At 70.1% G+C, this 15,303-nt stretch carries 14 protein-coding genes; 9 read left to right on the forward strand and 5 right to left on the reverse strand.

Features of this window, described 5'->3' with window-relative positions:
* The first annotated feature begins 36 nt into the window (after window positions 1-36).
* The gene (locus RJT68_RS19370) at window positions 37-474 is read left to right on the forward strand and encodes a universal stress protein (RefSeq protein WP_407038162.1); all 438 of its coding nucleotides are present in this window, start codon (window positions 37-39) and stop codon (window positions 472-474) included.
* Window positions 475-554: 80 nt separating this feature from the next.
* Window positions 555-1,052 (forward strand): HPP family protein, encoded by a 498-nt coding sequence (locus RJT68_RS19375; protein WP_407038163.1) that lies wholly within the window; start codon window positions 555-557, stop codon window positions 1,050-1,052.
* A 64-nt stretch (window positions 1,053-1,116) separates the two neighbouring features.
* Here the strand turns inward: RJT68_RS19375 and glmM are convergent, their stop codons facing one another.
* Window positions 1,117-2,499, reverse strand: coding sequence for a phosphoglucosamine mutase (gene glmM, locus RJT68_RS19380; protein ID WP_407038164.1), 1,383 nt, complete (start codon window positions 2,497-2,499; stop codon window positions 1,117-1,119).
* A gap of 115 nt (window positions 2,500-2,614) precedes the next feature.
* Between glmM and RJT68_RS19385 the strand changes: the two genes are divergently transcribed.
* The 4 genes from RJT68_RS19385 (at window position 2,615) to RJT68_RS19400 (ending at window position 6,005) form a co-directional block, all read left to right on the forward strand.
* Window positions 2,615-3,673, forward strand: a complete 1,059-nt coding sequence (locus tag RJT68_RS19385) for an HVO_0234 family beta-propeller protein (RefSeq protein ID WP_407038165.1) — start codon at window positions 2,615-2,617, stop codon at window positions 3,671-3,673.
* Between the two features lie 165 nt (window positions 3,674-3,838).
* Window positions 3,839-4,405, forward strand: a complete 567-nt coding sequence (locus RJT68_RS19390) for a hypothetical protein (protein WP_407038166.1) — start codon at window positions 3,839-3,841, stop codon at window positions 4,403-4,405.
* A gap of 57 nt (window positions 4,406-4,462) precedes the next feature.
* Window positions 4,463-5,329, forward strand: coding sequence for a ribose-phosphate diphosphokinase (locus RJT68_RS19395; RefSeq protein WP_407038167.1), 867 nt, complete (start codon window positions 4,463-4,465; stop codon window positions 5,327-5,329).
* Between the two features lie 124 nt (window positions 5,330-5,453).
* Window positions 5,454-6,005 carry a heme NO-binding domain-containing protein gene (locus RJT68_RS19400; protein WP_407038168.1) on the forward strand — a complete coding sequence of 184 codons (552 nt, stop codon included), beginning with the start codon at window positions 5,454-5,456 and terminating at the stop codon, window positions 6,003-6,005.
* A gap of 64 nt (window positions 6,006-6,069) precedes the next feature.
* Here RJT68_RS19400 and RJT68_RS19405 read toward each other — a convergent pair whose 3' ends face one another.
* From RJT68_RS19405 to RJT68_RS19415, 3 genes are all read right to left on the reverse strand, one after another.
* A complete protein-coding gene (locus RJT68_RS19405) occupies window positions 6,070-8,232 on the reverse strand; it encodes a COG1470 family protein (protein ID WP_407038169.1) in 2,163 nt (720 codons plus the stop codon).
* A 180-nt stretch (window positions 8,233-8,412) separates the two neighbouring features.
* Window positions 8,413-11,619, reverse strand: a complete 3,207-nt coding sequence (ileS, locus tag RJT68_RS19410) for an isoleucine--tRNA ligase (RefSeq protein ID WP_407038170.1) — start codon at window positions 11,617-11,619, stop codon at window positions 8,413-8,415.
* A 105-nt stretch (window positions 11,620-11,724) separates the two neighbouring features.
* Window positions 11,725-11,961, reverse strand: a complete 237-nt coding sequence (locus tag RJT68_RS19415) for a hypothetical protein (RefSeq protein ID WP_407038171.1) — start codon at window positions 11,959-11,961, stop codon at window positions 11,725-11,727.
* 233 nt (window positions 11,962-12,194) lie between these two features.
* Here RJT68_RS19415 and RJT68_RS19420 point away from each other — a divergent pair, with 233 nt between their 5' ends.
* The 3 genes from RJT68_RS19420 to RJT68_RS19430 all read left to right on the forward strand — a co-directional run bounded on the left by RJT68_RS19420 (window position 12,195) and on the right by RJT68_RS19430 (window position 13,978).
* On the forward strand, window positions 12,195-12,830 hold the full coding sequence (locus RJT68_RS19420) for a uracil-DNA glycosylase (protein WP_407038172.1): 636 nt from the start codon (window positions 12,195-12,197) through the stop codon (window positions 12,828-12,830).
* Window positions 12,831-13,180: 350 nt separating this feature from the next.
* Entirely contained in the window at window positions 13,181-13,600 is a 420-nt protein-coding gene (locus tag RJT68_RS19425; protein ID WP_407038173.1) for an HIT family protein, read from the forward strand.
* 111 nt (window positions 13,601-13,711) lie between these two features.
* Window positions 13,712-13,978, forward strand: a complete 267-nt coding sequence (locus tag RJT68_RS19430; protein ID WP_407038174.1) for a hypothetical protein — start codon at window positions 13,712-13,714, stop codon at window positions 13,976-13,978.
* A gap of 63 nt (window positions 13,979-14,041) precedes the next feature.
* Here RJT68_RS19430 and RJT68_RS19435 read toward each other — a convergent pair whose 3' ends face one another.
* On the reverse strand, window positions 14,042-15,109 hold the full coding sequence (locus RJT68_RS19435) for an A24 family peptidase (RefSeq protein ID WP_407038175.1): 1,068 nt from the start codon (window positions 15,107-15,109) through the stop codon (window positions 14,042-14,044).
* Between the last annotated feature and the right edge of the window lie 194 nt (window positions 15,110-15,303).

Here is a 15,303-nt window from a genome sequence, read left to right on the forward strand (position 1 = left end):
GCGCCTTTTTCTCCGTCGTCGCCGTACGTCCGATCCGTGGCCGACTCCGAACCCAGACACGTCCTCGTCCCGATGGACGACTCCGAGCCCGCGCGGGCGGCCCTCGAGCACGCGCTGACGGTCGTTCACGCCGACCGAATCACCGTCGTGCACGCCATCGACGACCTCGAGGCGGGCTACGGGGGCGGTCCGACGGCGGGCGAGGGGGCGGAACCCGAATTCTTCGAGGACGCGAAGGCGATCGCGCGCGAGCGCGACTCGAGCGCGACCGTCGCGACGGAGGTGGTCGAGGGGACGGCCGCCGACGCGATCCTCGAGTTCGCCGACGAGGCCGACGTCGACGGAATCGTGATCGGCAGCGAGGGACGGTCGGGGGCCGCTCGCGTGCTGCTCGGGAGCGTCGCCGAGCGGGTCGCCCGGGAGTCGACGGTTCCGGTGACGATCGTCCCCCGACCCGCCGCCGAATCGGTGTGAGCGTCGGAGTCCGCGGACGTGCCGCGGTCACCGCGTCGGAAATCGCCGGCGTTTAGCCGGAGCGGCGTCACGGTCGGCGTATGGACGACCGGGTCGGCTCGACGCTGCACACCGGATTCCTGATTTCGACCACCGCCGCGTTGGCGTGGCTCTCCGGCCTCCCGATGCTGTTTCCGAGCCTCGGCCCCTCGGCGTTCGTCCTGGCGCTCTTTCCGAACGGCGAGGCGAGCGACGCCCGTCGGGTGATCGGCGGCCACGTCGTCGGCGTCGTCGCCGGCCTGCTCGCCTACCACCTGCTCGCGCCGGGAGTCGCGATGACCGCCGCGCCGGACCCGGCCTCGCTCGAGGGGTTGCGCCTCGCCGGAAGCGGCGTCCTCGCGACGACGCTTACCGCCGGCGGGATGCTCGCGACCGACACCCGCCACCCGCCCGCGTGCGCCACGACGCTCATCGTCTCGCTCGGACTGCTGTCGACGCCCCTCGAGGGCGCGCTGATCGTCGTCTCGGTCGCGGTGCTGGTCGCGGTCCACCGGGCGCTGCTCCTGGCGGTCGACGTCGGACCGATCGGCCCGGAGTGAGCGACGTCCGAAACGAACGGCGCTCGGGTCGAACGGTCGAGAACGGAGGAATCGGGTACTCGACTCAGGCGTTCACCTTCGCTTCGGTCAGCGCGTCGCACATGTCGCCGGCGAGTTCCTCGGCGCGGTCGGCCTCGCGCGCCTCGGCGTAGATTCGGACGAGCGGTTCGGTGCCCGAGGGACGGGCGAGCACCCACGCGTCGCCGTAGTCGAGGCGGTAGCCGTCGCGGGTGTTGAGTTCGGCGTCCGAGGTGTTGGCCTGGTTGGCGGCGGCGTCGAGCATCGCGTCGCGCTCGGCGGTCGACTCGTACTCGACGTTCCGGCGGACGTTGGCGTAGCCGCCGTAGGGGGCGACGACCTCGCTGGCGGGGCGCTCGGCGACCAGCTCGAGGAATCGCGCGGCGGTGTAGGCGCCGTCCCGGGAGAGGCGGTACTCGGGGAAGAAGACGCCGCCGTTGCCCTCGCCCGCGATGGGGATCCGTTCCCCGTTGGCCGCGAGTTCCTGGATGCGGGTGATGATGTTCGTCGAGCCGATCGGCGTGAGCTCGAGGTCCGCGCCGACCTCGGTGACGACGTCGACGAGGCGCTGGGAGACGTTGACGGCGGAGACGGTGACGTCGTCCGCCTCGAGTTCGGCGGCCGCGAGGGCGGCGAGGGTGGCGTCGCCCTCGACGTACTCGCCGTTCTCGTCGAAGAAGATGGCCCGGTCGGCGTCGCCGTCGTGGGCGATCCCGACGTCGGCGTCGGTCGCCCGGACGAGTCGACCCAGGTCCTCGAGGTTGTCCGGCACGGGTTCGGGGTCGCGTCCGGGGAAGTGGCCGTCGGCCTGGCCGTTGACGGTGACGACGCGACAGCCCAGTTCGCGGAAGAAGTCGGGGCTGGTCAGCGCGCCCGCGCCGTGGCCGGGGTCGAGCGCCACGGTGAGGTCGGCGTCGGCGATGTTCTCCCGGTCGACGGCCTCGAGCAGTTGATCGACGTAGGCCCGGCGGACGCCCTCGACCTCGCGGACGCGGCCGGTCTCGTCCCAGGGGGCGACCGCGAACGACTCGGTGAGCAGGATCTCCTCGATCCCCTCGAGGGTGGCCACCGAGAGTTCGACCCCGTTCGGGCCGACGAGTTTGACGCCGTTGTACTGGGGCGGGTTGTGCGAGGCGGTGATGACCATGACCGGGACGCCCTCGCGCTCGGCGTAGGCCTGCGCGCCCGGCGTGGGAACGATCCCGAGTCGGTCGACGTCGGTCCCGGTGCTGGCGAGTCCGCTGGCGGCCGCGTCGGCGAGCATTCGGCCGGTGTAGCGCGTGTCGCGCGCGAGCGCGATGCACTCGGCACCCCCGTCGGCCCCCGATCCCCAGGCCGTTCCCGCCGCTTTCGCGACGCGCAGGACGAACCCGGGCGTCAGCTCCTCGTTGGCGACGCCCCGCGTCCCGCTCGAGCCGAAGACCTTCATTGTAGTGTACTCGGAAGGGATCGCCCAAAGGGATTCCGGAGACCGTCGCCGGTCGCCCGCCGATCCGCCGGTTCGCGACGGCAACGCTTTCGGCGCCTCGAGTTCGATACCGGGTATGCTCTCGATCGAAGAGAAGCGCGTCTACGGCGAACGCGAGGGGGCGATCGAAGTCTACGTGGCGAGTTCGATCGGCGTCGTCCGCGTTCGCGTCTCCGGCGACGCCGTCGGCGAGTTCACCCTCCTCGAGCGCTGCGACGCGCGGGACGTGGCCGCGGTGGGCGACGACGTGGCGGCGGCGACCGACGAGGACGTGCTCGTCCTCGAGCGTACCCCCGGTGCGGACGCCGAGGGGGGTGACGGCGACCGCGCCGACGCCGAACCGGCGTTCGAAGCGACCGGGTTCGGCTCGGCGGTCGCCGTCGGCTACTACGAGGCCGACCTCGTGGCCGCGGGCGAGGGTGGTCGCGTCGCCCGGCGCGTCGACGGCACCTGGGAGACGCTCGAGGAGGCGCTCCCGGCCGAGGTTCGGGCGATCAACGGCGACCTGCTCGCCACGGACGGGGGCGTCTACCGGATCCACCGGGGCGAACTCGACCACGCGGGGCTCTCGGACGTGCGCGACGTCTCCGTCGCCGGGATTCCGCTCGCGGCGACCGGCGACGGCCTCTACAAACTCGGCAACGGCTGGATGAAGTCGCTCGAGGGAGCGTTCACCGCCGTCGCGGCCGATCCGCGAACCGAGGCGGGGCGACTCGCTCGCGCCCACGCGATCGGACGGCCACCGGCCGGCGACGGGGGGCCCCCGACCGACGACGAGGCCGAGGACGCGGTCGATTCCGGCGGCGCGAAGGGGGACGACCTCGACGGGGAGGTGCTGTACGCGTACGTCGACGGAAGCGGCGGCGTCGGCGGTGCGGACGGCTCCGACGACTGGGTTGCGAGTCCACGCTCGAGCGACGCGGCAGGCGGGCGGATCGTCGACGTCGGCTACGGCGAGACGGCGTACGCGGTCACCGAGGACGGGACGTTCCTGACCGAACGCGACGCGGGGCGTTCCGAAGACGACGACGTTGCCGACCCCGACGCGAACCGGTGGCGCCCGCACACCCTCGGCGTTCGCGGCGTCTCGGGGCTCGCGGTCTCGCTTCCGGACCCGGACTCGATCGGCGGGTGAGCGCGCCGTCGGGCGGGCTTCACCCCGTCGATCGTGTCGATCGCTCGTCCGACGACCCCGCCACTTCGCCTGCGCCCGTCCGACGATGCGACGCGTGTCCGCCGGCTTACCGTCTGACGTACGTCTGACGGCGTCTTAATTAGCTCGCCTTCCATTCCCCACCAGATGACCGAATTATCGCGTCGACGCCTGCTCGCTGCCTCCGGCGTCGCGATGACCGGCGCGCTGGCCGGCTGCTCGAGCGACGACGGCGACGACGGGGACGATGGTGACCGGGGTGACGAGGCCGACGACGAACCGCGGGAGGACAGTTCCGTGGACGACGGGAACGGCGACGATGGCGACGGCGGGTCCGACGCCGACGCCGGCGGGACGGTGCTCGGCGACATCACCATCGAGAACCTCGACGACCGATCCCACGACCTCGACGTCCTCGTCGAGTTCGGCGAGGGCGAGGACGGCTGGTCGAGCCTGAACCACTGGTCGAGTTACGACCTCGAGGGGCGCGCGGGCGAGTCCCTCGAGCGCGACTGGCGGGACGACCCCGCTCGGTTCCGCGTCACCGCCCGCCTCGACGGCGAGGAGATCACGAGCGTGACGCCGGGGAAGTGGAACGACCCCGGCTGTCTGAACCTGCTCGTGCTGATCGACCGGGACGGCTCCCTCTCGATCACCAGCGACACCGCCGGCGGCCCCTGCTCGGCGGACGAAGTGCCCGACGAGGACGAATAGGCGACCTGACGGGTGCGGAACGAAAACGGGTTTAGGTCGCGAGCCGACCGACCGAGTATGATCGTCAGCGGATCCGCCTCCCAGACGCTCGCCGCCGCGCTCGCGCGCGAGCTCGACGAACCGCTCGCAACGCCCGCGTACGACCGCTTCCCGGACGGCGAACTGCTCGCCGCCGTCCCCGGCTTCGCGGGCGACCGCGCGGTGATCGTCGCCTCGACGGTCTCGAGCGACGCGCACCTCGAACTCCTCCAGTTGCAGGACGCCGTGCGCGAGGCCGGCGCCGAGGAGGTCGTGACGATCCTGCCCTACATGGGCTACGCCCGCCAGGACGACGCCTTCGAGGAGGGACACCCGATCTCCGCGCGCGCGGTCGCGCGAGCGATCTCGACCGGGGCGGACCGCGTCCTCACGGTGAACCCACACGAGACGGCCGTCTGCGACTTCTTCGAGCCGTCGGCGACGCCGGTCGACGCCGCCCACCTGCTCGCCGACCCCCTTCCCGAGACCATCGAGGAGCCGGTGTTCGTCTCGCCCGACGAGGGGGCGATCGACCTCGCCGAGACCGTCCGGGACGCCTACGGCGACCGCGTCGACGGCGCCGCCGGCGAGGTCGACTACTTCGAGAAGGTCCGGCGCTCGGGGACCGAGGTCGAGATCACCCCGAGCGACGTCGACGTCGCCGGGCGGGACGTCGTGGTCGTCGACGACATCATCGCCACGGGGTCGACGATGAGCGAGGCCGTCGCCGTCTGCCGCGAGCGGGGCGTCTCCCGCGTCTTCGTCACCTGCGTCCACCCGCTGCTGGCGCGCAACGCGTACGCGAAGCTCTCGAGCGCGGGCGTCGAGGCGATCTACGGAACGGACACCATCGAGCGGTCGGTCAGCGCGGTGTCCGTCGCGCCGGCGCTCGCCGATCGCCTCTGAGCCGAGCGCGGCGTCGTCCGCCGGTTCTCCGGTCGCCGCGGACGCTCACGAACGCTTAAGTAATCGCTCGACACAGCTAGCGTGTTACCGATCCGATCGGTTCGCGGACGCGAGGTACCGAGCAATGCACGGCATCGTCCACAAGACGCTCAAGAGCTACGTGATCGAGAAGGCGGACGAGGCGGCCTGGGAGACGATCCTCGAGCGGGCCGCCGTCGAGCCGAAGCTCTACCTGCCGGTGTCCCACTACCCGGACGCGGAGGTCGCGGGCATCCTCCAGACGCTCTCGGCGCTGTCGGGCCACGCGCCCGAGACGATCGAACGCGACTTCGGTCGGGCGCTCGCGCCGGCGCTGCTGTCGACGTTCAGCGCGCACCTCACCGGCTGCGACGACCTCGTCGCCGTCCTCGACTCCCTCGAGGGGGTGTCCGCCGACCTCGCCGACCACGACGACCTCTCCCCGCCCCGCCTGACGTGCTCCTTCGACGGGGGCGGGTCGGGGTCCGATGGCGACGTCGCCGTCGTCACCTACGACTCCGAGCGCGACCACTGCGCGATGGCGCACGGCATTCTCGAGGGGATCGTCGCCGAGTACGGCGCCGACGCGACGGTCGCGAAAACGGGGTGCGTTCGCGACGGCGAGACCGCGTGTACGTTCCGCGTCGGACTGAACTGATTCTCCCTGGCGGCGTCCGCTCCCGCCGTTTTCGGTCGTCTCCGTCGAGGGGCGTCCGACTCGATCACGGCCGACGGGCGACCGCCCTCGCGGACAGCGCTACCGCGAGCGCGATACCCGCGGCGAGCGGTCCGAAGCCCGGTACTTCGTCGGCGACCGCCCCGATCGGGTCGTCCCTGACGGTCACCTCCGTCTTTCGATCACCCGCGACGACCTCGTACCGACTCGAGTCGTCGAACCGGAGCGTGACCGGGACCGTCGTCGTCTCGCCGGGTGCGAGCGCGACGAGCGGTTCGGCGTCGACGCCCCTCGCGGTCCGGAACTCGAGGCGGTCGACCGCGTGCACGTCGCCGTTTTCGACCGTCGCGGTGACCGTCACGTCCTCGCCGGGCGCGACTCGCTCGGGGTCGGCCGAGAGGTCGGTCACCGTCGCGCTCGAGGGTCCCCGAGCGTGCACCGTGAGGCGGTCGTTTCCGACGCGGAGGTCGTACGTCCCCGGCTCGCTCGGGGTCCACGAGAGCGCGGTTCGCTCCCCGTCTCCCGGCGCGAGGGTGCCGCCGTCGGCGTCGACGATGCGGCCGTCGACCAGCAGCGTCGCGTCGAAGGTACCCTCGCGGTCGCCGACGTTCTCGACGTCGACGGGCACCGAAAGCGGCTCCCCGACCGGCATCGCGAGTTCGTCCGCACCCTCGAGGTCGATCGACGCGTCGCGAACCTCGAGCGGGTCGTCGGCGACGCCGTACTCGAACTGGGCGACCGGCTGGTCGAAGGCCGCCTCGTGGTCCGCGCCGTCCCACATCTCCGGGGTCGCCGTCGTCTGAGCGTATTTCTCGACGCTCTTCCGGTCCGGGCCGTCGAGTTCCTCGACGAGGTCGTACAGCCGCTCCTCGGTCAGCTCCTCACCCTCCTCGATGCGGTTCAGCTCGCGCAGGAGGTCCTCGTTCGTCCGGTCGCCGTCGGTGGCGAGCCGGAGCTGGCGATCGAGTTCGCCGTAGACCAGCGCGCCCTTGACGTAGTCGACGTCCTCGTCGTCCCACGTACTCGGGTCGGCGAGCACGCCGTCGGCGTACGGGTACTCCTCGCCCCGCTCGAGGGCGGCCGAGAACTCGCGGTAGTCGATCAGCCCCTGCTCGAGGGAGAGTAGCGCGGCGGCGTACTCCGCCTGGGCTTCGACCAGCCAGCGCGTCTCGGTCGTCGTCTCGACGTCCTGGACGAAGTGCTGGCGGGTGTGGACGTACTCGTGGAGCCAGACGTTTCGCGCCTCGTCGAGGCGGGCGTCGTCGACCACCCAGGCGTCGTCGTCGCCGTACTGGATGCCCGCCTGCGCCCACTCGACTTCGCCCGTCGGCGCCGCGAGCACGAACGTCTCCTCGTTGTGCGCGCCGACGTCCATCGAGTCGCTCGCCGCCTCGAGCGAGTCGAGGATCGCCTCGGGCGACTCGACGAGGTCGGCCGCCTCCGGGACGACCAGCCGGATCGTCCCGCGGTCGGTCTCCCGCTCGTACTCCTCGACGTCCCCGAAATAGGCGATCTCGCCGCCGGTCGCGCCGGGGCCGTCGATCTCGACCGTCTCGTCCGTCCCGACCGGGTCCGATTCGGGCGTCGACCACTCGAGGCCGATCCCCGGCACCGGCACGACGGCCCACGAACCCGCGTCGGCGAAGACGTACTTCTCGTCCCCGGAGCCGCTGCTAGGGTTCAGATCGAAGCCGGCGGCACCGCGTCGGTCCGCCTCGCCGGGTTGGCGGTCGGCCAGTCTGGTTCGATCGGCCGTCACCGTGAACCGGACCGTCGGCTCCCGGGTCTCCTCGTCCCAGGTCAGTCGGTCGTCCGACCGTTCCTCGAAGCCGTCCGTCGACTCCACGTCGACGTCGACGCCGGGTTTGGCGGCCTCCTCGAGTCGCATCTCGAGGCGCGACACCTGCTCCGGCACCGAGACGGTCACCTCCGCCTCGAAGACGCCCGGATCGTCCGGGCGGTGACGGAGCACGATCTCCCGGTGGAGGACGTCGTCGCGGTCGGTCGACGCCGTCGCGCTCGCGGGGGCGGTCGCGGCGGCGATCGTGGGCGACGGCTCGGCGACGCTCCTCGGTTCGATCGCCGCCGACGCGTCGCCCGATCGATCGTCGATCGACGGCGCGGCCGACGACTCGAGGCCGACGACGCCCGTCGGGAGACTTCCGACGAGCAACGCGATTCCCAGAAGAACGGATAATACGCGTCTCACAGACTCTCTCTGAATACCGAGCGGTCATGGCTCTTGTGGCAACCCCGTCCACGTCTCGAGGTTGCGTTCGGATCCCCCGTCGGTCCCGCTCTCGCGCCACGAAAAACGTCGGACCGCTCGGCTCGCTTCACCCGGTCGCGCTCCGCTCGACGGACGTTCGGGGGCCCTCGGTGGCTCGAGCTAGTCGGAGACCTCGGCGGTCGCGAGCGCCTCGATCGCGATCACGACGTCGACGTCCTCGACCTCCCACTCCTTGCGGTGGCCGTCCTCCACGGTTCGAAGCTCGTCGGCGCGGACCTCCTCGCGGATCAGGTCCGCGCGCTCGTCGACGAGGCCGGCGACGCGGTCGTCGTCGATCGAGAGCTCGAGGGCGATGCGCTCTTCGACGTCCAGGTCGAGTTCCTTGCGCATCTCCTGGACGCGGCGGATGACCTCGCGGGCGTAGCCCTCGCTCTCGATGTCCTCGGTGAGCTCCGCGTCGACGTAGACGACGCCGCGGTCGTCGCCGTTCAGGCCGAAGGCCGTTCCCGCGACGGTCTCGGGCGTCTCGGTGACGAACGAGACCATCTCCTCCTCGAGTTCCTCGTCCGCCTCGAGGACGTCCGCGACGGCCCCTTCGAGCGCCTCGAGGGTCGGCTCCTCGATGCGCGCCTCGTTGAGGGCGGTCATGACCTCGCCGGCGCGGCCGCCGAAGGCGGGGCCGAGTTTACTCATGTCCGCCTCGGCGCTGTACTCGAGTTCGCCCCACCGCTGGTCGGGGGCGACGAGTTCGACATCGCGGGCGTTGAGCCGATCTCGCAGGAGGCGTTCGTGGCGCTCGACGGCCTCGACGACGCGCTCGTCGTCGGCCGCGACCACGACGCGCTGGACGGGCCAGCGGAGCTTCCGGCCGGCCTGCTGGCGGGCGTTCGCGCCGGCTTCCTCGATGGCGCGCAGGAGGGCGACGTCCTCCTCGAGTTCCTCGTCGACCCAGCGCTCGTCCACCTCGGGCCAGTCCTCCATGTGGATCGTCGGGTGGCCGTCGTCGCCCGTGAGCGTGCCGTAAATCTCCTCGGTGACGAACGGCGCGTAGGGGGCGAGCAGGACGACGGTCCGGCGCAGGACGTGGTAGATCGTCGCGTAGGCGGCTTCCTTCGAGGGGCTGTCCTCTTCCTCCCACATGCGCTCGCGCACCGCCTGCACGTAGAAGCGGGAGACGTCCTCGACGAGGAACTCGAGCAGCGCCTCGAGCGCCCGGTCCTGGCGGAACTCCTCGAGTTCTTCGGTCATCGTCTCGACCGTCGACTGGAGGCGGGCGAGCACCCACTCGTCGACGAGCTCGAGGTCATCGTCCACATCCCGGAGCGTCGTCTCGGTGGGATCGAAGTCGTCCAGCCGCATGTACGGCAGCGGGAAGCGGAAGACGTTCCAGAGGGTGCGGAGGTGGTTCTCCATCGTCCGCATCTCGTCCCAGGAGAAGCGCATGTCGTCGCCCTGGGGGTTCGCCGAGAGCAGGAACATGCGCATGGCGTCGGAGCCGTGGCGCTCGATGGCCTCGTGGGGCTCGACGACGTTGCCGACGGACTTGGACATCTTGCGGCCGTCCTCGTCCAGCGCGTGGCCGTGCATGAGGACCGTGTCGTAGGGGATCTCTCCGAGCGCGGCGGTGCCCATGCCCAGCTGGGACCAGAACCAGCCGCGGGTCTGGTCGTGGGCCTCGAGGATGAAGTCGGCGGGCCACAGCTCCTCGAAGGCCTCCTCCTCGCCGGGGTAGTTCAGGGTGCCCCACGAGGCGACCGACGAGTCGAGCCAGACGTCGAAGACGTCGGGGACGCGCGTGTACGTCGTCCCGTCCTCGGTGATCGTCAGCTCGTCCACCGTGTCCTTGTGGAGGTCGACCGTCTCGGGGTCGACCTCCTGGTCGACGCGCTCGGCGAGTTCCTCGCGCGTGGCGATCACGATGCGGTCCTGGTCGTCGTCGCGGTCCTCGGGCGTCCAGATCGGCAGCGGGATGCCCCAGTAGCGCTGGCGGGAGACGTTCCAGTCGGGGGCCTCCTCGACGAAGTCCCTGAACCGGTTGTCGCGGGCCCACTCGGGGTACCACTCGCTGTCCTCGATGTTATTCAGGAGTTCGTCCTTGACGTTCGTGATCGTGATGAACCACTGCTCGGTGACGATCTGGATGATGCCCGTGTCGCAGCGCCAGCAGTGGCCGTAGCTGTGGCTGATCGTCGTCTCCGCGAGCAGCACGCCCGTCTCCTCGAGGTCGGCCGTGATCTCTCGGTCGGCCTCCTTGACGAACTGCCCCTCGTACTTCCCGGCCTCCTCGGTGTAGACGCCGTCGCCGCCGACGGGGCAGAAGATGGGGAAGCCGAGTTCGGTCCCGCGAAGAAAGTCCTCCTCACCGTGGCCGGGGGCGGAGTGGACGAGGCCGGTGCCGTCGCCGTGGGTGTCGACGTAGTCGGCGGCGTACACCTCGAGGGCCCCCTCGTGGCTCGGGTGCTCGGGGACTTCGTCGGCGAGGGGGTGTTCGTAGGACCAGCCGATCAACTCCTCGCCGGTCAACTCCTCGACGACCTCGTAGTCCTCGTACCGGCCCTCCTTCAGGACCTCCTCGTGTTTGGCCTCGGCGACGTACAACAGTTCCTCCTCGCCGCCGTTCTCCGCGCGGACGCCGACGTACTCGCCCTCGGGATCGACCGCCACGAACGTGTTCGCCGGGATCGTCCACGGGGTGGTCGTCCAGATGACGATCGACCCCTCGCGCCCCTCGAGGTCGAACTTCACGTAGATCGAGGGGTCCTCGACGTTCTCGTACTCGACCTCGTTGTTCGCGATGGCGGTCTCACACCGGGGGCACTGGGAGATGGACCGGTGGCCCTTCTCGACCAGGCCGCGCTCGGCGGCCTTCGAAAAGCCCCACCAGGCGGCCTCCATGTACTCCGGACTGAGCGTCTTGTACGGGTCGTCCCAGTCCATCCAGACGCCGAAGGACTTGAAATCGTCCTGCAGGCCCTCGAGTTGCTCCTCCGCGAACGCCTTGCACTCGCGGATGAAGTTCTCCTCGCCGAACTCCTCGATGTCTTTCTTGTTCTCGAAACCGAGTTTCTCCTCGACTTTCGTCTCGATGGGGAGGCCGTGCATGTCGTAGCCCGGCCGGTCGGTCACGTCGTACCCCTGCATCCGCAGGAAGCGGATGTAGGCGTCCTTGAGGCTCTTGTTCCAGGTCGTCCCCATGTGGGCCGCCCCGGAGGTGTACGGCGGGCCGTCGACGAAGAAAAATGACTCGCCGTCGCTGCGGTGCTCGACCGTCCGTTCGTAGGCGTCGACCTCGTCCCAGTACTCGAAGACCCGCTCCTCGAGCGCGTGCGGGTCGTACTGGTCGTCGACCTCGGCGAACCTGCTCATACCCCACCTACTCGCCTCCGGGAGTAAAGAGGAATCGATATCGCGGGTGGCCGCTTCGGCCACCTTCGGCGCATCGTGGCGGCGTCCCTCGACTCGAGAGGAGTATTATCGTGCCATTGCGCGCGCGAGGACCTTCCGATAGCCGATGCCGTACACGCCGGCGTAGAGCATGACGAGTCCGATGCCGGCGAGCCACAGCGCGACGGTCGTGTCGCCCGCGCCCAGGTGCTGGACGCTGGTGTACTCGGCGACGACGCCGCCGATCGTGAGGAGTCCGCCGGCGATCGCGTAGGCGAGCACCGGGACGAGTTCCGCGACGAGTTCCGTACTGGCCGATACCATACCCGGTCTAATTAATTGGACGAACGTAAACGTGTCCCCTCGTGTTCGTCGACGGTCAGGTTCGCCGGACCGTTCGGGCGGCGGACAGTCTTCGCTCGTCCCGACGGAACCCGTCTCCTCCGTCGCGCTCGCGAATCAATCGCCAGCACCGTTCGTGTTGGCCGTACGAGTGCGAGCGGGGAGGAACTCGGTTCACCGACTACTATACCTTCGTCCGGCCCCACCCCTCGAGCGTGTCCGACGAACCCGCCTTTCCCGCTCGCCGCCACGCCCTCGAGCCGAACTGCGACCGCTGTCCGGCCCTCGCCGAAGCCCGAGAGCGGATCTCATGGGGGACCGGCGATCCGGACGCGGACGTCGTGGTCGTCGGCGAGGCGCCGGGGTACGGCTCCCCCGGGGCCGACCGCTGGCGGGGCGGCAACTGGACCGGAAAGGCCTACACGTCCCGCCACTCGGGGCGGCGGATCCGGCGCACGCTCGAGCGCGTCGGCTTCCGGGATCGCGCCTACTACACGAACGCGGTCAAGTGCTTCCCGCCGGATCCCGACGATCCGACGACGAACCGCGAGCCCACCGCCGAGGAGCGGACGAACTGTCGGGGCCACCTGCTGACGGAACTCGAGTCGGTCGATCCCGCTCTCGTCCTCGCCACCGGCAAGCACGCGACGACGACGGTGCTCGCCGCCGAGGGCCGAGAACTCGAGGGCTTCCTCGACAGCGTCCTCGAGCCGGTGCGCTGCGAACGCCTCGGCGTCTGGTTGTTGCCGATTCTCCACCCCTCGTACCAGGACGTCTGGATCGGTCGGCTCGGGTACGAGCCGGCGGAGTACCTCGAGGCGCTGGGGGAGACCCTCGAACGACTCGCGTGAGCCGCCGGCGGGCGTATGGGGAGTCCATATTCCTCCCCGGCCGATATCGTCGTTTGGGGGATACGTTTAATACATCGTGGCATGTGGTAGCATACCATGTCTTCCGCAGAAAAGTTCGCGCGAACGACCTACAGCTGCCCGGAGTGCTCGGGAAAACTCATGAACGTCCGCCACGGCTTCGAGTGTCGGACGTGCGGGTACCTTCCCGCACTCTAGCGGTGCAGTCGGTCGTCCCGTCGGCATCACCCCGGGCGTGCCGGACCGGACGACGTCGGCATCCTCCCCGCCCGATCCGGACCGCTCGAGCCCGTCGGGAAACCTTGATACGACGAGCCGTCGCACAGTCGCACATGAGCACGATCTTCACCCAGATCGTCGAGGGAGAGATTCCCGCCCGGATCGTCTACGAGGACGAGACCACGATCGCTTTTCTGGACGCGAACCCGCTCGCGCCGGGACACACCCTCGTCATCCCCAAGGAGGAGTACGAGCGGCTGAACGACGTCCCCGACGACGTCGCGGCCGACCTCTACGCGACGATCCACCGGCTGGTTCCGGCCGTCGAGGAGGCGGTCGACGCCGACGCCACCACGGTCGCGTTCAACAACGGCGAGGAGGCCGGCCAGGAGGTCCCCCACGTCCACTGCCACGTCGTCCCCCGCTTCGAGGGCGACGGCAACGGCCCGATCCACGGCCTCTTCGGCGGGCCGGAGGACCTCGAGGACGACGAACTCGACGAGATCGCAGAGGAGATCGAGTCTCGAGCCTGAATTCGGTATCGTAACGACTCCTCGACCGAGCACCGCAACCGCGAATACGGACGTCGCGAAGACGACGTGCCGTGAACGTTTTGACGACCGCACGTGAGCCTCGAGTAGCGTATGTCTCTCGCCTCCCTCGCCGCCCTGTTCCGCGACCACCCCGTTGCCGCCGCCCTCGAGCTAGGCAGCGTCGTCACCTGCGCGCTCCTGTTCGTCGGGACGATCGCGGCGCTCGCGACCGGACTGCCGGCGGGCGCTGGCGCCGTCGACGGAGAGCCCGAACTCGGCGGACTCTGGTTCGCGATCGTCGTCGTGGGAGCGACGTTCGTCGTCTTCTGGACGGTGCTGGTGCCGCTGTACGAACGCCTGTTTCTCGGCCTCGACTGACCGCTCGAGCGAGCGGCGGTCGGGGGACGCCCGGACGCCGACCGTGACACGGAGCCGACGTGTCTAGAACAGCAGGCCGATCAGCAGGTCCCCGTAGACCAGCGCGATCAGGAGGCCGACGAAGATGGGGACGAGAAACGGCGTTCCGGGCGTGATCCACACCCGATCCTTCTCCGCGAGGACGTCCAGGCCGTCCCGGAGCGCCTCCGGCGTCGTGCCGTAGGCCGTCCCCTCGATGTCCTCGAGGAACGCCGCCGCCCCCCACGGGTCGTCGTACTCGGCGTCGGAGGCGACCGCCTCGAGGTCGAACTCGAGGGTGACGCTCCCGTTTTCGTCCTCGCGGTCGTCGCCGTTTCTCTCGAGTCCGTCTACGGGCTCGCCACCGTCGGGGACCGCGTTCGCGGCGTCGACGGCGCCGTCGGTCGGCGGGTTCGGCTCCGCGGGGAGACTCTTCGGGTCCCGGTAGGTCGCGGGGTCCCGTCGGAGTTCCGCGAACGTCGCTCCGCGCCACCGGAGGTACATCCGGAGCGCGTCGAGGTCGAGCCCGCCGCGTCCGAGGCCGCGACCGTCGGGAGTCTCGAGCAACTTCCCGTGGGTCGTCGGAATCCGCCGCCAGGAGACGGGCCAGCCGACGAGGGAGACGAGGCCGATCCGACCCGCGGCGGCGTTCGCGACGGCGAGGGCGATCGGAATCGCGAGGCCGACGACGACGGCGTTCGTCAGGATCGTAAACGAGAACGTCTCGATCGGCGTCGAGGTGAGCGGGAACGTCCGCGAACCGAGGTCGAACGCCGGAAACGCGGGGAAGAGCAACGCGACGACCATGAGCGCCTTCGCGTCCGCCCCGCCGAAGCCGCCGACCCACCAGAACAGGTAGGCGATGGGGACGACGAACCCGAGGCTGACGGCGACCGGGAGCAGGAACTCGCGGGCCCAGGCGTCCCCGCTCGCGGACCAGGCGAGCCAGCCGTCCCAGGCGAGCAGGAGCGCGCCGAGCGCCCCGAGCGGAATCCAGACGCCGCTCGAGATCCGCCTGGTCTTCACGTCCCGGACGGCCGTCCAGGCGAGGACGGGGACGGCGACGAGCCGGAGGAGGTCGGGCGTCGTCGCAACCGCGCCGGAGAGTGTCACACGGTGTGCTCAGGAGCCGGGGGGTGTTATCTTTTTACCCATCCGGCGGCGGGCGTTCACGTCGCGGCGTTCGGCGCCGCCGCTCAGACGGAAAAACAATGGAAACGGTGGTGACGGTGAGGGCCGTTCAGATGACGCGGTTCTCCCCCTCAGTGTAATACGAGGGTTTAACACCCGGGGCGATCGTATGGGAG

The organism is Halovalidus salilacus (assembly GCF_031852275.1).
GTDB classification, from domain to species: domain Archaea; phylum Halobacteriota; class Halobacteria; order Halobacteriales; family Natrialbaceae; genus Halovalidus; species Halovalidus salilacus.